Source organism: Cellulosimicrobium sp. Marseille-Q4280, from assembly GCF_943181405.1.
Lineage (GTDB): Bacteria > Actinomycetota > Actinomycetes > Actinomycetales > Cellulomonadaceae > Cellulosimicrobium.
In genome coordinates, this window is sequence record NZ_CALPBY010000007.1 from 306,565 (window position 1) to 323,697 (window position 17,133).

General features: G+C 73.1%; 16 protein-coding genes and 1 pseudogene. 6 read left to right on the forward strand and 11 right to left on the reverse strand.

The genetic code is table 11. The annotated features are described in order from the left end of the window. Positions 1–59: 59 nt before the first annotated feature. The 4 genes from NFS20_RS18570 to NFS20_RS18585 all read left to right on the forward strand — a co-directional run bounded on the left by NFS20_RS18570 (position 60) and on the right by NFS20_RS18585 (position 4,960). On the forward strand, positions 60–1,481 hold the full coding sequence (locus NFS20_RS18570; RefSeq protein ID WP_251153281.1) for an aspartate aminotransferase family protein: 1,422 nt from the start codon (positions 60–62) through the stop codon (positions 1,479–1,481). Next, complete coding sequence (locus NFS20_RS18575; RefSeq protein WP_251153282.1) at positions 1,478–2,314, forward strand: nitrilase-related carbon-nitrogen hydrolase; 837 nt, start codon at positions 1,478–1,480, stop codon at positions 2,312–2,314. The genes NFS20_RS18570 and NFS20_RS18575 overlap by 4 nt, the downstream gene beginning before the upstream one ends. 82 nt (positions 2,315–2,396) lie before the next feature. Then, the gene (gene hydA / locus NFS20_RS18580) at positions 2,397–3,833 is read left to right on the forward strand and encodes a dihydropyrimidinase (RefSeq protein WP_251153283.1); all 1,437 of its coding nucleotides are present in this window, start codon (positions 2,397–2,399) and stop codon (positions 3,831–3,833) included. Between the two features lie 59 nt (positions 3,834–3,892). Continuing rightward, positions 3,893–4,960: a TIGR03842 family LLM class F420-dependent oxidoreductase gene (locus NFS20_RS18585; protein ID WP_251153284.1), complete on the forward strand. Its 1,068-nt coding sequence runs from the start codon at positions 3,893–3,895 to the stop codon at positions 4,958–4,960. A gap of 15 nt (positions 4,961–4,975) precedes the next feature. Here the strand turns inward: NFS20_RS18585 and NFS20_RS18590 are convergent, their stop codons facing one another. Further along, positions 4,976–5,512 carry an NUDIX hydrolase gene (locus tag NFS20_RS18590; protein WP_251153366.1) on the reverse strand — a complete coding sequence of 179 codons (537 nt, stop codon included), beginning with the start codon at positions 5,510–5,512 and terminating at the stop codon, positions 4,976–4,978. A 154-nt stretch (positions 5,513–5,666) separates the two neighbouring features. On the opposite strand from NFS20_RS18590, the gene NFS20_RS18595 reads away from it, so the two are divergent. Both NFS20_RS18595 and NFS20_RS18600 read left to right on the forward strand, forming a co-directional pair. Further along, on the forward strand, positions 5,667–6,881 hold the full coding sequence (locus tag NFS20_RS18595) for an MFS transporter (RefSeq protein WP_251153367.1): 1,215 nt from the start codon (positions 5,667–5,669) through the stop codon (positions 6,879–6,881). Positions 6,882–7,002: 121 nt separating this feature from the next. After that, the gene (locus tag NFS20_RS18600; protein WP_353050484.1) at positions 7,003–8,376 is read left to right on the forward strand and encodes an MFS transporter; all 1,374 of its coding nucleotides are present in this window, start codon (positions 7,003–7,005) and stop codon (positions 8,374–8,376) included. A gap of 20 nt (positions 8,377–8,396) precedes the next feature. Here NFS20_RS18600 and NFS20_RS18605 read toward each other — a convergent pair whose 3' ends face one another. From NFS20_RS18605 to NFS20_RS18650, 10 genes and pseudogenes are all read right to left on the reverse strand, one after another. Beyond that, positions 8,397–10,202, reverse strand: coding sequence for an acetyl/propionyl/methylcrotonyl-CoA carboxylase subunit alpha (locus NFS20_RS18605; RefSeq protein WP_251153285.1), 1,806 nt, complete (start codon positions 10,200–10,202; stop codon positions 8,397–8,399). 181 nt (positions 10,203–10,383) lie between these two features. Beyond that, positions 10,384–11,055 (reverse strand): Maf family protein, encoded by a 672-nt coding sequence (locus NFS20_RS18610; protein WP_251153286.1) that lies wholly within the window; start codon positions 11,053–11,055, stop codon positions 10,384–10,386. A 198-nt stretch (positions 11,056–11,253) separates the two neighbouring features. Beyond that, a complete protein-coding gene (locus tag NFS20_RS18615; protein WP_251153287.1) occupies positions 11,254–11,727 on the reverse strand; it encodes a hypothetical protein in 474 nt (157 codons plus the stop codon). A gap of 191 nt (positions 11,728–11,918) precedes the next feature. Beyond that, positions 11,919–12,494, reverse strand: a complete 576-nt coding sequence (gene ybiA, locus NFS20_RS18620; protein WP_251153288.1) for a riboflavin biosynthesis intermediates N-glycosidase — start codon at positions 12,492–12,494, stop codon at positions 11,919–11,921. Between the two features lie 152 nt (positions 12,495–12,646). Further along, positions 12,647–12,734: pseudogene (locus NFS20_RS18625) on the reverse strand (IS5/IS1182 family transposase); the annotation flags it as partial. Between the two features lie 169 nt (positions 12,735–12,903). Continuing rightward, positions 12,904–13,824, reverse strand: a complete 921-nt coding sequence (locus NFS20_RS18630; protein ID WP_251153289.1) for an AEC family transporter — start codon at positions 13,822–13,824, stop codon at positions 12,904–12,906. 3 nt (positions 13,825–13,827) lie between these two features. After that, entirely contained in the window at positions 13,828–15,567 is a 1,740-nt protein-coding gene (locus tag NFS20_RS18635) for a DUF885 domain-containing protein (RefSeq protein ID WP_251153290.1), read from the reverse strand. A 42-nt stretch (positions 15,568–15,609) separates the two neighbouring features. Next, entirely contained in the window at positions 15,610–16,335 is a 726-nt protein-coding gene (locus NFS20_RS18640) for a hypothetical protein (RefSeq protein ID WP_251153291.1), read from the reverse strand. Next, positions 16,332–16,586 (reverse strand): acyl-CoA carboxylase epsilon subunit, encoded by a 255-nt coding sequence (locus tag NFS20_RS18645; protein ID WP_251153292.1) that lies wholly within the window; start codon positions 16,584–16,586, stop codon positions 16,332–16,334. Before NFS20_RS18645 ends, NFS20_RS18640 begins: the two co-directional genes overlap by 4 nt. Continuing rightward, entirely contained in the window at positions 16,583–17,128 is a 546-nt protein-coding gene (locus tag NFS20_RS18650; RefSeq protein WP_251153293.1) for a hypothetical protein, read from the reverse strand. Before NFS20_RS18650 ends, NFS20_RS18645 begins: the two co-directional genes overlap by 4 nt. Between the last annotated feature and the right edge of the window lie 5 nt (positions 17,129–17,133).

Below are 17,133 nucleotides of genomic sequence, written 5' to 3' on the forward strand. Positions count from 1 at the left end.
GGGGACCGGCCCGCACGACCCTGACCGACGCTCACCGAGCCCGGACGAGAGGAGGACGCGTGACGACGGAGGACCTCACGCGGGGGGCAGCGACACGGCCCGACTCGCGCACGCGTGCCGACGACCGGTACGTCTTCCACTCGTGGTCCGCGCAGGGCGCGATCTCGCCGCTCCCCGTCGCCGGCGGCGAGGGCGCCTGGTTCTGGGACGAGGACGGCAACCGCTACCTCGACTTCGCGTCCCAGCTCGTCAACCTCAACCTGGGTCACCAGCACCCGCGCCTGGTCGCGGCCGTCCAGGCGCAGGCGGCGCGGCTCGCGACCGTCGGTCCGACGTTCGCGAACGACGTGCGGGGCGAGCTCGCGCGGCTGATCGTCGAGCGTGCGCCGGGCGCGACGGCCGGCGACGCGTCGCGCGACCGGCGATGGCGCGTGTTCTTCACGAACGGCGGGGCGGACGCCGTCGAGAACGCGGTGCGGCTCGCGCGCCTGCACACCGGCCGGGCCAAGGTGCTCTCCGCGTACCGGTCGTACCACGGGAACACCGCCACGGCGATCACCCTCACCGGCGACCCGCGGCGCTGGCCGAACGAGGTCGCGCCCGACCCGCAGGTGCGCCACTTCCTCGGGCCGTACACGTACCGCTCGGCGTTCGGCGCGCGCGACGACGCCGAGGAGGGCGAGCGCGCCCTCGCGCACCTGCGGGAGGTCGTGAGCCTCGAAGGACCGGGGACGATCGCGGCGATCCTGCTCGAGACGATCGTCGGGACGAACGGCGTGCTCGTCCCGCCCGACGGCTACCTCGCGGGCGTGCGCGCGCTGTGCGACGAGCACGGGATCCTGCTGGTCGTCGACGAGGTCATGGTCGGGTTCGGCCGGGTCGGGGAGTGGTTCGCGATCGACCGGTGGGGCGTCGTGCCCGACCTCGTGACCTTCGCCAAGGGCGTGAACTCCGGGTACGTGCCGCTCGGTGGTGTCGTCATCGCCGAGCACGTCGCGCAGACCTTCGACGACCGCGTGTTCCCCGGCGGGCTCACCTACTCCGGTCACCCGCTGGCCTGCGCCGTCGCGGTCGAGTCGATCCGCACGTTCGAGGACGACCGGATCCTCGAGCGGGTCCGTCGGCTCGGCGACGAGCTGATCGGCCCCCGCCTGCGCGAGATCGCCGCCCGCCACCCGAGCGTCGGCGAGGTGCGCGGGCTCGGCTTCTTCTGGGCGGTCGAGCTCGTGCGCGACAGGGAGACGCGCGAGCCGTTCGTCCCGTTCAACGCGAGCGGACCGGCCGCCGCTCCCATGGCGGCGGTCGTCGCCGCGGTGAAGGAGCGCGGCGTCTGGCCGTTCGTCCACTTCAACCGCCTGCACGTCGCGCCGCCGCTCGTCACGTCCGCCGACGACCTCGAGCACGGCCTCGCCGCGATCGACGCCGCGCTCGACGTCGCCGACGACCACATCGGGAAGCCCAGGACGAAGGAGGGGTCATGACCACCGTGCGCGCCGCACTCACGCAGGTCCGCTGGACCGGCGACAAGGAGTCGATGATCGACGTCCACGAGAAGCACCTGCGCGACGCCGCCGACCAGGGCGCGCGGCTCGTGTGCTTCCAGGAGCTGTTCTACGGCCCGTACTTCTGCCAGGTGCAGGACGCCGCGTACTACGCGTACGCCGAGTCCGTCCCCGGGCCGACCGTCGAGCGGTTCTCGGCGCTCGCGGCCGAGCTGGGGACCGTCGTCGTGCTGCCCGTGTACGAGGAGGAGCAGCCCGGCGTCCTCTACAACACGGCAGCCGTGATCGACGCCGACGGGCGCTACCTCGGCAAGTACCGCAAGACCCACATCCCGCACGTGCGCGGGTTCTGGGAGAAGTTCTACTTCCGCCCGGGCAACCTCGGCTACCCGGTGTTCGACACCGCGGTCGGGCGCGTCGGCGTCTACATCTGCTACGACCGGCACTTCCCCGAGGGGTGGCGGGCGCTCGGGCTGAACGGCGCGGAGATCGTCCTCAACCCCAGCGCGACGAGCCGTGGCCTGTCGAACTACCTGTGGCGGCTCGAGCAGCCGGCCGCCGCCGTCGCGAACGAGTACTACGTCGGCGCGATCAACCGGGTGGGCGTCGAGGACCTCGGGGACGACGACTTCTACGGCACGTCGTACTTCGTCGACCCCGAAGGGGCGTTCGTCGGGGACCCGGCGGACGACCACGAGGAGGAGCTCGTCGTGCGCGACCTGGACCTCGACCTGCTGCGCGTCGTGCGCGACCGGTGGCAGTTCTACCGGGACCGCCGCCCGGACGCCTACGAGGACCTCACCCGGCCCTGAGCCGCTCCTCCCGCCGGCGATACCGCACGGCCACCCGCACACCCACCCCGACACCGCTCGCTCCAGCAGGGAGGACCACGAGATGCCGCACACGCTGATCCGCGGAGGGACCGTCGTCGGGCCGACGGGCTCGACGCTCGCCGACGTCCTCGTCGACGGCGAGCAGGTCGCCGCGCTGCTGCGGCCGGGGGACACGAGCCTCGGCGCGGACCTCGCCGCGAACGCCGAGCGCGTGGTCGACGCGACGGGGAAGTACGTCATCCCGGGGGCGGTGGACTGCCACACGCACATGGAGCTGCCGTTCGGCGGCACCCACGCGTCCGACACGTTCGAGACCGGGACGCGCGCCGCGGCCTGGGGCGGCACGACGACGATCGTCGACTTCGCGGTGCAGCGCACCGGCGAGCGCGTCCAGGACGGGCTCGCGGCGTGGCACGAGAAGGCCGCCGGGCGGTGCGCGATCGACTACGGCTTCCACCAGATCCTCGGCGGCGTCGACGACGACGCTCTGAAGGCCATGGACGAGCTCGTCGGCGAGGGGATCACGAGCTTCAAGCTCTTCATGGCCTACCCGGGCGTGTTCTACAGCGACGACGGCCAGATCCTGCGAGCCATGCAGAAGGCCCGCGACAACGGGTCGGTGGTCATGATGCACGCCGAGAACGGCATCGCGATCGACGTGCTCGTGCGGCAGGCCCTCGACCGCGGCGACACCGGCCCGTTCTTCCACGGCACGACGCGACCGTGGGAGACGGAGGAGGAGGCGACCCACCGCGCGATCATGCTCGCGCGGCTCACGGGCGCGCCGCTGTACGTCGTGCACATGTCGGCGAAGCAGGCCGTCGAGACGCTGGCACGAGCCCGCGACGAGGGCCACACGGTGTTCGGCGAGACCTGCCCGCAGTACCTCTACCTGTCGCTCGAGGAGCAGCTCGCGGCGCGCAGCGAGCAGTGGGGCGACCTCGAGGGCGCGAAGTGGGTGTGCTCGACGCCGCTGCGGTCGCGCGCCGAGGGCCACCAGGACGAGCTCTGGCGCTACCTGCGCACGGGGGACCTGTCGGTCGTGAGCACCGACCACTGCCCGTTCTGCATGAAGGAGCAGAAGGAGCTCGGCCGGGGCGACTTCTCGAAGATCCCCAACGGCATCGGCGGGGTCGAGCACCGGCTCGACCTCCTGTACCAGGGCGTCGTCGACGGGAGGATCTCGCGCGAGCGCTGGGTCGAGCTGTGCTGCACGACGCCGGCCCGCATGTTCGGGCTCGACGGCCGCAAGGGCGTGCTCGCGCCGGGCGCCGACGCCGACGTGGTGGTCTACGACCCCGCCGGGCACACCTCGATCGGGTACGAGCGGACGCACCACATGAACCTCGACCACTCCGCGTGGGAGGGCTTCGAGGTGGACGGACACGTCGACCTCGTCATGTCGCGCGGGCGCGTGCTCGTCGAGGACGGCGCCTACCACGGGAGCCCCGGTCACGGGCAGTTCCTGAAGCGCGGGCTGTCGGCGTACCTGCGCTGAGGGCGGAGCCGGGCGTCGTCCGCCGGGCGCAGCCGCATCGGACCGATCGGGGAGGGCTCGTGGACCTGGGAGTGGTGCTGCAGAACGACCCGCCCGCGTGGCGGGTCGTCGACCTCGCGCGGCAGGCGGAGACCTACGGGTTCAGCCACGTGTGGACGTTCGACTCGCACCTGCTGTGGGAGGAGCCGTTCGTCGTCTACTCCCAGATCCTCTCGGCCACGCACCGCGTCACCGTCGGGCCGATGGTCACCAACCCCGCGACGCGCGACGTCACCGTCACCGCGTCGCTCTTCGCGACCCTCAACGAGATGTTCGGCAACCGGACGGTCTGCGGCATCGGGCGCGGCGACTCCGCGGTGCGCGTCATCAACGGGCGGCCCGTGACGGTCGCCGAGCTGCGCGACGCGATCGCCGTGATCCGCGGCCTCGCGTCGGGCGAGGCCGTCGAGTACCGCGGCTCGACGCTCCGCCTGCCGTGGAGCCCGGGGTCGCGCCTGCCCGTGTGGGTCGCGGCCTACGGGCCGCGGATGCTCGCGCTGACCGGCGAGGTCGGCGACGGGTTCATCCTCCAGCTCGCCGACCCCGACGTCGTCGCGTGGTCCGTCGCGGCCGTCCGCGCCGCGGCCGAGCGCGCCGGCCGCGACCCCGACGCCGTGAGCATCTGCGTCGCAGCGCCCGCCTACGTGACCGACGGCGCGGCGTCGAGCCGGGCCGGGCGTCGCTCGCTCGCCCACGCGTACGACCAGTGCCGGTGGTTCGGGGGGATGGTGGGGAACCACGTCGCCGAGATCGTCGCGCGCTACGGGCCCGGCGGCGCGGAGGAGTCCGCGGGCGTGTCGATCCCCGAGGCGCTGACGGCGTTCGTCGCGGGCCGCGAGGGCTACGACTACAACGAGCACGGGCGCGCCGGGAACACGCACACCGCGTTCGTCACGGACGAGATCGTCGACCGGTTCTGTCTCGTCGGTCCGGCGGAGCGTCACGTCGAGCGCCTGCGCGAGCTCGCCGCGCTCGGCGTCGACCAGTTCGCGGTCTACCTCCAGCACGACGCGAAGGACGAGACCCTGCGTGCGTACGGCGAGACGATCGGCCCGGCCGTCCGCGACCTGGCTCCTACCCGGGAGTAGGACGGGCGGCGCCGGTCAGGTGGACGGAGCGCCGTCGAGCAGATCGTGCAGCGTCGGCCAGGCGTCGGCGAAGGCGGGGAGCAGGGGGAGCCCGGCGACGTCGTCGACCGGGACCCACCGCACCTCGACGCTCTCCGCGTCGGTCGCGGTCGGCGCGAGGTCGACCCCGTCGGCCACCTCCGCCACGACGGTCGTGTACCGCCACGGCCCGTGGTCGAGCACGCGCTCCCCGAGGACCCGCACGGTCGCCGGGTCGATCCCCGCCTCCTCGTGGGCCTCGCGCAGCGCGCCCTGCTCGGGCGTCTCGTCGGGCCCGACGGCGCCGCCCGGCACGCCCCACGTCCCGCCCTGGTCGCTCCACGGGGCGCGGTGCTGCAGGACGACGTGGGTCGCCCGGCCGTCGTCGCCGCGCCGTGCGAGGAGCAGCCCGGCGGCCCCGAAAAGACCCCAGTGGCGCCGGCCGCACGCGCACTCGACCCACCCGTCGCCGGGCTGCAGGTGGCGGGGGAGGCGCGGCGCGGGGTCGCCCGGGTCGCGAGGAGCGGTGGGGATCGTCACGGGGCCATGCTGCCAGGCGGGGGCGGGCAGGAGGCACGCGCGTCACCCCGCGGCGTGCCGCGGCGTCGTCCGGGACACGTAGGATCTCCCCCTTGTGAGCGAAGGGCGTGGCGCGGGCAGGGTCGTGGAGGTCGTGTTCCCCCGGCGCATGGGGGCGAGCTTCCGCTGGCTCGTCGGGTCGTCGTGGACGAGCAACGTCGGCGACGGGATCGCGCTGGCCGCCGGTCCGCTCCTCGTGCAGTCCCAGACGGACTCCGCGTTCCTCGTCGCGCTCGCCGCGCTCGTCCAGCGCCTGCCGTGGCTCCTGTTCGGGCTCTGGGCCGGCGCGATCGCCGACCGGGTCGACCGCCGCCTCCTCGTCGTCGGCGCGAACCTCGTGCGGGCAGGGGTCGTCGGCGTGCTGTGCGCGTTCGTCGCCACGGGGCACGTGAGCATCGGCGTCGTGCTCGCCGCGCTGTTCTGCCTCGGCGTCGCCGAGGTCTTCGTCGACACGACGGCGAGCACGCTCCTGCCGATGCTCGTCGACCGCAGAGACCTCGGCACCGGCAACGCGCGCCTGCAGGCGGGCTACCTCGTGGGCAACCAGCTCGTCGGCCCGCCGGTCGGCGCGTTCCTCTTCGCGGCCGGCATGGTCTGGCCGTTCGTCGTCCAGGCGGTGAGCATCCTGCTCGCCGTCCTGCTCGTGGCGCGCATCACGACGACGCCGGTCCCGGCGCGCGCAGGGCGCACGCACGTGCGCCAGGACATCGCCGAGGGCGTGCGCTGGATCCTCGGCAACGCCCCGGTGCGCACCCTCGCGCTCGTCATCCTCGCCTTCAACATCACGTGGGCCGCGCCCTGGGCGGTCCTCGTCAAGTACGCGATCGACCACCTCGACATGGGCGAGGTGGGGTTCGGGCTGCTCACGACGGCGTCGGCCGTCGGCGGGGCCGTCGCGATCGGGTGCTACGGGTGGCTCGAGCGGCACGTGCGCCTCGCGACGCTCATGCGTGCGTGCCTCACGCTCGAGGTGCTCATGCACGCGGCGCTCGCGCTCACCACGTCCGGCGCGGTCGCGATCGTCCTCATGGGCGTCTTCGGGCTCTACGCGTTCGTGTGGGGGACGGTGTCGAGCACCGTGCGCCAGCGTGCCGTGCCGACCGAGCTGCAGGGCCGCGTCTCGGCCGCCTACATGGTCTGCGTCTACGGCGGCGTCGTGGTCGGGCAGCTCCTCGGCGGGATCCTCGCCGAGGCCTGGGGGGTCACCGCGCCGTTCTGGTTCGCGTTCGCGGGCGCCGGCCTGACCCTGGCGCTCGTGTGGCGCCAGCTCGCGAACGTCGCCCACGCGGGCGAGGTCGACCCCGCACCCCCACCGGCCGCGTGACCGTCGACCGACCGCGCGACGACCATCCGGTCGGCGGTCGGAAAGGCGTGGTCGGCCGGCCCGGTGCCTGGCTCCGGGAAAGTCGTGGACCGGTGTCGGTGGCTCGGGTGAGGATGTGGGGGTGAGTCATACGCCGTACGAGAACGACGCCCCGACCGACGAGGTCCAGACCGACGGACCCTCGTCGCACGCCGCCGACGGGGCACCGGACGACGTCGCCGCCCTGCCGCGGTGGCGGCGCGACGCCACGATCTTCCTCTCCGGTCAGACCGTCTCGCTGTTCGGGTCGATGCTCGTGCAGTACGCGGTCCTGTGGCACCTGACGATCGAGACCAAGTCGGGGTCCGTGCTCGCGCTGAGCACGGTCTTCGGCTTCCTGCCGCAGGCCGTCGTGTCGATCTTCGGCGGTGTGTGGGCCGACCGCGTCAACCGCAAGGTGCTCATCGTCGCGGCGGACGCGACGATCGCCCTCACGACCCTCGCGCTCGCGCTGCTCATGCTCGGGGGCGCCGACGACCTGTGGCTCATCTACGCGGCGCTGGCGATCCGCTCGACCGGCGCGGGCATCCAGACGCCCGCCGTCGCCGCGCTCCTGCCGCAGATCGTGCCGACGAGCAAGCTCCTGCGCGTCAACGGCATCAACCAGTCGATCCAGTCCGCCATGATGCTCCTCGCCCCGGCCGTGGCGGCCGCGGTCTACGCGAGCGCGTCGCTCGTCGCGGTGTTCTTCGTGGACGTCGTCACCGCCGCGATCGGCATCGGCCTGCTCCTGCTCGTCCCCGTGCCGACGCTCGCGCACGCCCGCGCGACGGCGGACCGCGCCGGGTACTTCGACGACCTCGTGGAGGGGTTCCGGTACCTCGGCTCGCACGCGTTCGTCCGGTGGGTGCTCGGCCTGTACGCGGCGATCTTCCTGCTCATCGTCGCGCCGTCGTACCTCACGCCCCTCATGGTCGCGCGGTCGTTCGGCGAGGAGGTGTGGAAGCTGACCGTCAACGAGGTCGCGTTCTCCGTCGGCATGCTGCTCGGCGGCGTGCTTCTCGCCACGTGGGGCGGGCTGAAGAACCGCATCGCGATGATGGTCGGCGCGACGTTCGTCTTCGGGATCCTGTCCGTCGCGATGGGCCTGTCGACCAACATGTGGGTGTTCTTCACCTTCATGTTCCTGCTCGGCCTGGCGGTCCCGCCGTTCTCGACGACGTCCATGACGATCCTGCAGGAGACGGTCGAGCCGGAGCGGCAGGGGCGCGTCTTCGGGTTCGTCGGGATCGTCATGGCGGTGTCGATGCCGCTCGGCATGATCGTCTTCGGCCCGCTCGCCGACCGTTTCACCGTCGAGTCGCTGCTCGTGGTGTCGGGCGTGCTCATGTTCGCCGTCATCGGCATCGCCGTCGCGCTCCCGTCGGGGCGTCGGGCGATGCGCGCGGCGGCGCAGCACGGGAACTCGGCCGAACCGGTGGCCGAGGTGCGTGCAGCGTCCGGCGACGGCGCCTGACAGGCGTCAGGCGGTGACGGTCAGTCGACGATCTCGCAGATCGAGGTCCCCGCGCTGACGCTCGCGCCCGCGCTCGCGGCCAGCGAGCGCACGGTGCCGGCGCGGTGCGCGAGCAGCGGCTGCTCCATCTTCATCGCCTCGAGCACGACGACGAGGTCGCCCTCGGCGACCTGCGCCCCGTCCTCGACGGCGACCTTGACGATCGTGCCCTGCATCGGGGAGGCGAGCGTGGTGCCGGACGTGCCGCCGTTGGTGCGAGCCGCAGCGCGACGGGCAGGTCGGCGTGCGGCGTTCGCCGTGCGTGCGCGGCCCGCAGCCATGCCGAGCCCGGCGGGGAGGACGACCTCGAGACGCTTGCCGCCGACCTCGACGACCACGCGCTCCGTCGCGACGGGCTCGTCCGCGTCGTCGTCCGTGGGCGCCGACCCGGCCTTGCGGGCAAGGGTCGCGAGCGTGTCCGCGAACTCGGTCTCGATCCACCGCGTGTGCACCCGGAACGGCTCGTCGCCCGCGGGTACGAACGCCTCGGCGTCGAGCACGGCGCGGTGGAACGGCACGACGGTCGGGATGCCCTCGATCTCGAGCTCGCGCAGCGCGCGGCGTGACCGCTCGACGGCCTGCTGCCGCGTGGCGCCCGTGACGATGACCTTGGCGATCATCGAGTCGAACGCGCCGGAGATCGTGTCGCCCTCCACGACGCCCGAGTCGACGCGCACGCCCGGTCCGGACGGGAAGCGCAGGGTCGAGATGCGGCCCGGCGCGGGCAGGAAGTTCGCGGCCGGGTCCTCGCCGTTGATGCGGAACTCGATGGAGTGCCCGCGCGTGGCGACGGACGAGTAGCCGAGCGGCTCTCCCGCGGCGATGCGGAGCTGCTCGCGCACGAGGTCGATGCCGCTGATCTCCTCGGAGACGGGGTGCTCGACCTGCAGGCGCGTGTTGACCTCGAGGAACGAGATGGTCCCGTCGGCGCCCACGAGGAACTCGCACGTGCCTGCGCCGACGTACCCGGCCTCCCGCAGGATCGCCTCGGACGCCTTGTAGAGCTCGGCCTCCTGCTCGGGCGTGAGGAAGGGTGCGGGTGCCTCCTCGACGAGCTTCTGGTGCCGCCGCTGGAGCGAGCAGTCGCGCGTGGAGACCACGACGACGGTGCCGTGCTCGTCGGCGAGGCACTGGGTCTCGACGTGGCGCGGGGTGTCGAGGTAGCGCTCGACGAAGCACTCGCCCCGCCCGAACGCCGCCACGGCCTCGCGGACCGCGGACTCGTAGAGCTCGTCGATCTCCTCGGCGACCCGCGCGACCTTGAGGCCGCGGCCGCCGCCCCCGAACGCAGCCTTGATCGCGATCGGCAGGCCGTGCTCGGCCGCGAAGGCGTGCACCTCGCTCGCGTCGGCGACGGGGTCGGACGTGCCCGGGACGAGCGGCGCGCCGGCGCGCTGCGCGATGTGGCGCGCGCTCACCTTGTCGCCGAGCGCGTCGATCGCGGCAGGCGGCGGCCCGATCCACACCAGCCCCGCGTCGATGACGGCCTGCGCGAAGCCGGCGTTCTCGGCGAGGAAGCCGTACCCCGGGTGTACCGCGTCGGCGCCGGAGCGGCGGGCGACGTCGAGCAGCTTGTCGACGTCGAGGTAGGTCTCGGCCGCGCGCGCACCGCCCAGCGCGAAGGCCTCGTCGGCGACGCGCACGTGCAGGGCCTGGCGGTCCGGGTCCGCGTAGACCGCGACCGACGCGACGCCGGCGTCGGCGCACGCGCGGGCGATCCGGACGGCGATCTCGCCGCGGTTCGCGATGAGGACCTTGCTCAGGGGGCGTGAGGGGTTCGCGGGCACGGCTCACGGTAACGCGTGCCCGGACCGCCGATCACGCTCCGACGCCCGGTACCGGACAAGATTGGAGATGCGGCCAAGGCGCGCGCGGGGCGGTTGGAGGAAACCTCTATAGCGAGGCCGCTGCGCGGTGCTCCTGCGACGCCGGGTTGTCCGGCACCCACAAGTCCGCCGCCGGTGGCCCTCAGCCGCGGAGCTCGTGCCAGGCCACGCCGACCTCGTCGAGCAGCTCGCGCACGAGCGGCAGGCTGATGCCGACGACGTTGTGGTGGTCGCCCTCGATGCGCTCGACGTACGGACCGCCGAGCCCGTCGACGGTGAAGGCCCCGGCGACGTGCAGCGGCTCGCCCGTCGCGACGTAGGCGTCGATCTCCGCGTCGGAGAGGTCGGCGAAGTGGACGGTCGTCGAGGCGGTCGCGCCGAGCGTCGCGCCGGTGCCGTCGTCGTCGTGGTGGCGCAGGTCGATGAGCCAGTGGCCGGTGTGCAGCACGCCCGCGCGTCCGCGCATCGCTCGCCACCGCTCGCGCGCGTCGTCGGCGTCCCGCGGCTTGCCCAGGATGTCGCCGTCGAGCTCGAGCATCGAGTCGCAGCCGACCAGCAGGTCGGCGTCCGTGCCGTCGTCCACCGGCTCGTCCGCGTCGGCCTCGGCGTCGAGCACGCGTGCGACCTCCTCGGCCTTGGCGCGCGCCAGCACGAGCACGGCGTCGACGGGGGCGAGATCGCCGTAGCGCTCCGCCGCGTCCCGCAGGACGGCGTCCTCGTCGACGTCGGACACGCGGACCGCCGGCTCCACACCGGCGGAGCGCAGGGTCGTCAGACGGGCGGGGGAGCGCGAGGCGAGCACGAGTCGGAGCACCCGCGCAGACTACCCGCCGTGCCAGCGCCACGAGCTGCCGTCAGCCGGCGTCAGCGGTCGGTGCCCAGCCGCCAAGCTGGAGGGGAGCGAGCCGTGGAACGTCTCGACGCGGCACTCGCCCAGCCGATCTCTCGCGTTCTCACGAGGCGCCGAGACCGAGTCCGAGGCGCTGGCCGACGAGACGCTCCCGGGGGATCGCTAGATCGGGGGAAACTCGAGCACCCCCTGCCGAAGTCGTCGGAGGCGCAGACGCCAGGCCAGCTCGGTGGTCAGACGATGGACCCAGATGCCGTCGCTGTGCTCGTCGGGCGAGTCGGGTGCGAGCACGAGCTGGCTGCTCGTCTGCTTGTCGCCCGCGTACGTCAGGACAAGTCGACTAGGCCCGCGGAGTGCAGACACCGCGGTCGCGAGCCGATCGCGAAGCTCGTTCGGCTTCTCGTCCTCGTCGTACTCGAACGTCACCCCGAGGTAGGTACCGAGCTCCACCACGAACACTTCCTCACCGCGGTGCACCAGCAGGCTCGCGACCCGCTCGGGCGCTGCGGTGGGGCTCAGCACGACACGGAGGCCGTCGACGTGGTCGTCGAAGCGCCACACGATGTCGGCATGCTCCGCCATGATGTCCGGCACGAGCGCCCGGAGGGCCGCGCCGGAGGGCGTTCGGGTGTTCACAGCGCCATTGCATCAGATCCCACGACGGAAATCGGGTCCTTACCACCCCGGCGGGAAGGTGACCGGCAAGACGACCCGACATAGCGCTCGCCCGCGCAGAGCCGCGGACGTAGCCACCTCGAAGACTGCTGAGAGCAGTCGCGCGCGTGGCCGCTCGGCTTCCCGCGAGACGGTTCGGGCCAGGGTGTCGATCAACTTCTGGCTTCGATCGAGTCGCGTGCTTCCATCAGGGCGAATCCGAGCAGGTTCAGTCCTGGCCAGCTATCAGGGTTGGCGATCGCGGGACTATCGACGGGGAGCCCTGCTCCCCAGATGCGATCGACTGGTGATGCTTCCACCAGAACCCTGTTTCGGGTGGACCGCAGGTAGGTGCAGAGGTTCTCGTCAGAGCGGAACTTGGCGACGGATGCTGCCACGACGATGTCCCAGCGGTACTCGTGCCAGACGGTTTCGTCGAAGCCTCGGACAGCACGGCCGAGTGCCTTGGCGTGGGCCGGTGAACGGGCTGTCAAGATGGCCTCTGCGGTGGGAGCGTCGGCGAACAAGCGCGCTTTGCGCCACATCATGTACTGCTCGGCCGATCCGAAGGATGCTCCGTCAGCCTCGAACGGGGCGGGCCACCACTGGCTAAGACAGGACTGGTCGAGCTGACCGTCGCGGCGTGGCCGATGACCCCAGAAGAAGATGAACCGAGGCGTTTCCCCTGGCCGGGTAGCGGCGCTCAGTTCGCTGACAGAGCGGGCACCCTGGATTGGGGACGTGTTCACGCGAGGATTCTTCCATCACGACAATGGCCGCGGTCAAAGAGATTCGCGACGCTCACGTGGGTCGGCGCTGGTCGATGCAACGCCAGCGCGCGCAGCCCTGATGTCTGTCCTGACCCTCACGAGGACAGCGGCGAGGGTGATCGCGGCGTTGTAAGAGCGGGCGGTCTTGTCTGTACGCATCGCGATGCCTCGCCCGGTCTTGAGGCGGTTGAAGCAGCGTTCGACGACGTTGCGTAGGCGCGAGCGTGCTTGCTGGTCGGTTTCGAAGTCGATGGGGAAACCGGGCCCTGTGCGACGGGCGATCTGGTCGTCTCGTTCGGGGATCGTGGCAGCGATGCGGAGCTCGCAGGGTCGAGCGTCGACGTGCGTGAGTGCGCGCACCCGACACGCTCGTGACCGTGAGCGCTCCTCAGGACAGCAGCACCGCCGCGACGACGAGCACGACCGGTGACGCGAGAGTCGTGACGAGGATCGTGTCCCGCGCGAGGATCTCGCCGCGGCCGAACCGCGCCGCGTAGTTGTAGACGTTCTGGGCCGACGGCAGCGCGGCGAGCGTCACGGCCGCGGCGACCGCGGCGTCGTCGAACCCGAACGCGAACCGCGCGACGACGAACACGACGAGCGGCATGACGAACAGCTTCACGCCGCTCGCGACCCAGACCGCCGCGCGCGCCTCGCCGCGCCGCAACGGCCGCGTCCCGTGCAGCGACATGCCGAACGCGAGCAGGATCATCGGGATGGCCGCGCCGCCGAGGATGTCGAGCGGTGCCATGACGGCGACCGGTAGGGTCCAGCCCGTCAGCGAGACGACGGCGCCCGCGGCCGACCCGAGGATGATCGGGTTGCGCACCGGCTGCGCGAGGACGAACCGCCACGACATCCGGCCGCTCGTCGTCGCATCGAGCACGAGCAGGGCCACGGGCGCGAGGACGAGCAGCTGCAGCAGGATGACCGGCACGACGGCCGTCGCGTCGCCGAGCACGTAGACCGCGACGGGCAGGCCGATGTTGTTCGCGTTCACGTAGCCGGCGCCGACGGCACCGACCGTCGCCTCCGGCGCGGGCAGGCGCAGCCACAGGCGATTCACGAGGACGAACACGCCGGCGGCCACGACGGCGCCCACCGCCGCGACCGCCAGCGGCGCCTGGACGAGCGCCGCGACGTCGGCCCGCGCGAGCACCGTGAACAGCAGGGCCGGGCTCGCGACGAAGAACCCCACCTGGTTGAGCGCGGTCCTCGCGTCCGGGCCCCCGATGCGCAGCCGCGCGCACAGGTACCCAGCCGCGACGACCACGGCGATGATCGCGAAGCCGACCAGGACGTCCGTCACGCGTCAGGCCAGCGCGCCGCGCAGCACGTCCAGACCGACGGAGCCGAGGTTGAGCGCGCGCTCGTGGAACGCCTTGACGTCGAACGTCTCGCCGCGCGCCTCGGCGGCCGCACGGGCGGCGTCGCGGGTCTGCTCCCACAGGCGCTGACCGACCTTGTACGACGGCGCCTGGCCCGCCCACCCGAGGTAGCGGTCGAGCTCGAAGCGGACGAACGACTCGGGCATGTTGACGTTGGCCCGGAGGAACGTCCACGCCTTGTCCGCGTCCCAGGTCCCGCCACCCCACTCCTCGGGCGCCGGCAGACCGAGGTGGACCCCGATGTCGAGCACGACGCGCGCCGCGCGCATGCGCTGGGCGTCGAGCATCCCGAGCCGGTCGCCGTCGTCCTCGAGGAAGCCGAGGTCGGCCATGAGGCGCTCCGCGTACAGCGCCCAGCCCTCGCCGTGACCGGAGACCCAGCACGCGAGGCGGCGCCACGTGTTGAGCGTGGCGCGCGCGTACACCGCCTGGCCGCACTGGAGGTGGTGGCCGGGGACGCCCTCGTGGAAGACCGTCGTCTTCTCGCGCCACGTGTTGAACTCCGTGACGTCGGCGGGCACCGACCACCACATGCGGCCCGGGCGCGAGAAGTCGTCGCTCGGGGGCGTGTAGTAGATCCCGCCGGTCTGGGTGGGCGCGATCATGCATTCGAGGTCGAGGACCGGTGCGGGGATGTCGAAGTGCGTCCCGTTCAGCGCGGTGATCGCGGCGTCCGAGGTCTCCTGCATCCACGACCGGAGGGCGTCCGTCCCGCGCAGCGTCCGGGCGGGGTCGGCGTCGAGCGCGGCGACGGCGTCCTCGACGCTCGCGCCCGGACCCGCGATGCGCTGAGCGATCTCCTCCTGCTCCGCGACGACGCGCGCGAGCTCCTCGAGCCCCCACGCGTACGTCTCGTCGAGGTCGACCTCGGCACCGAGGAACGTGCGCGAGAGGAGCGCGTACCGCTCGCGCCCGACGGCGTCCTCGGTGCGCGCCTGCGGGGCGAGCGTCGTCTCGAGGAAGTCGGCGAGCCGCCCGTAGGCCTCGCGCGCCGCGGTGGCGCCGCGCTCGAGCTCGGCGCGCACGAGCGAGCACGCCGAGGAGTCGTCGAGGACGGCCGCGGCCTCCTCGCCCTGGACGAAGGTCGTGAAGAACGAGGTCTGCGCGTCGGCGAGCTCGCGTGACTGCTGCACGCCGATCCGCACCTGGCGGATCGCGGCGACGTTGCCACGGGACGCGGCCTCGGCGAGCGACGCCATGTACCCGTCCACCGCGCCGGGCAGCCCGTTGAGGCGCGCCGCGACGTTCTCCCACGCCTCGACCGTGCCCGTCGGCATGAGGTCGAACACGTCGCGCAGCTCCTGCACGGGTGACGCGATGTTGTTGAGGCTCGCGAGCGTCTCGCCGGCGTCGTGCAGCTCGAGCTGGAGACCGACGCGCTCGCGCATCGCGGCCAGGGTCACGCGGTCGACGTCGTCGACCGGCTCGAGGCCGTCGAGCTCGCGCAGCACCGCGCGGTCGGCCTCGGCGCGGGCCTCGTGGCCGGCGGGGGACAGGTCGGTCACGAGGTGGTCGTACCCGGTGAGGCCCATCGCCGTCGCCTGGAACGGGTCGAGCTCCGCGAGACGTGTCGTGTAGGCCTCGGCGACGGCGTCGATCGCGGTCGGCTCGCGGGTCACGGCGGGAGCGGCGGCAGGGTTACCGGAAGGGGTGGTGTCGGTCACGCCGCAGAGCCTACTCGCGCCGGCCCGGCCGCCTGCAGGTGGTCAGGCGCCGGGGCCCTGGTCCGGCGGCGCCTCGTGCCCGGCCGTGTGCGCGTCGCCGTCCCCGTCGGGCGTCCCCAGCGCGGCGAGGAGGTCGTCCGCCCAGTCCCGGTGGTAGCGCACGAGCAGGACGCCCGTGGCGTCCTCGTCGTCCCGAGCGTGCCAGACGGCGAGCGGGTCGCCTGCGCGCGGGCCGACGACCCCCGCCGGCACGACGACGCGCACCGGCCGGGAGAAGGTGTCGCCCGACGCGGGGGTCACGGTGAGAAGGCCGGCGACCGGAGCGGTCGTCGGTGGTGCCGACGGCGACGGCTCGGCGTCGCGTCGAGCGTCCGTGCCTCTGCCCGGCACCGGGCCCGTGGGCGTGAACGTGCCCGTCGCGCGGACCGGTGCGTCGAGCAGCGCCCGACGTCCCCGTCCGAACGCGGCCGCGCCGCGGTCGTCCAGGTAGCGCACGAGCGCGAGGAGCGCGGTCACGGCCAGCCCGATCGTCGCGGCGACGACGACGGCCTCAGGCACGGGCCAGTCGCGGCCGGCCGCGAGGCGCTGGTAGACGATGAGGGCGACCGTGGGGACGAACGCGACCGCCCAGCCCCAGCGCCGCCAGGCGGCGACCCGGTCGGGCGTGGGGAGCGACGTCGGGTCGGTCTCCACCGCGTCCGGGGACGCCGGGAGCTCGACCAGGACCGAGCGCACGGGCAGCCGGCGGACGCGCGCGCCGGCGCTCACGAGTGCAGGCTCCAGCGCCACGCGTCCGCGTTGTGACGGCCCGACCGGCCGCCGAAGTTCTTCGCCGTCGCCCCGGCCCCGGTGCCGCGCAGCCCGCGGACGCGGTTGGTCCACTCCGCGACGGGTGCGACGTCGTCGGGCAGGTCCGACGCCGCGGCAGCGGCCGCGAGGCCCGCGACCAGCGCCGCGACCTCGACCTCGTCAGGCGTGCCGCGCACGACGCGCACGCTGGCACCGCGCTCCTCGGTCACCGGCCGCCCTCCGTCCCGTCGTCCTCGTCGTCCAGGTCGTCGAGCGCGTCGCCGCGCGACGCCGTCCACTCCACGACGTCGAAGCCCGAGTCCACGAGCCGCGCGACCACGGCGGAGCCGGCGTCGTCGAGGAGGCCGACCACGTCGTCGAGACCGACGTCCGTCGTCCCCGCCGGCGGTGCGACGACGAACCCGAGGTAGAACTCCTCCGCCACCTCGTCGCGCGACGTCTCGTCCCGCGGCGCGGCGTCCTCCTCGCCCTCCTCGGGCTCCCACACCGACGACGTGAGGTCGGGGTGCATGCCGAGCGACCCGTGCAGCGCGTCGAACAGGCGCGCGTTGAGCGTCCCGACCCGCTCCTCGAGCGCGAGGATGCGCGGGTCCTCGTCGGCCTCGTGCGCGCCGAACTCCGCGCGCACACCGACCGCTGCCCCGACGTACTCGTGCAGCGCCGCCGCGAGAGCGTCGACCGCTGCGTGCATCGGCGCCGGGTCGACCGAACCCAGCGGGGCCGGTCCGTGCGTCGCGTCCTCGTGGCTCATGCGTG

Excerpts from the sequence above, each read along its gene's own strand:
- NFS20_RS18575 (WP_251153282.1), top strand. The coding sequence starts at position 1,478 with ATGACCACCGTGCGCGCCGCACTCACGCAGGTCCGCTGGACCGGCGAC.
- hydA (WP_251153283.1), top strand. The coding sequence starts at position 2,397 with ATGCCGCACACGCTGATCCGCGGAGGGACCGTCGTCGGGCCGACGGGC.
- NFS20_RS18595 (WP_251153367.1), top strand. The coding sequence starts at position 5,667 with ATGGGGGCGAGCTTCCGCTGGCTCGTCGGGTCGTCGTGGACGAGCAAC.
- NFS20_RS18650 (WP_251153293.1), bottom strand. The coding sequence starts at position 17,128 with ATGAGCCACGAGGACGCGACGCACGGACCGGCCCCGCTGGGTTCGGTC.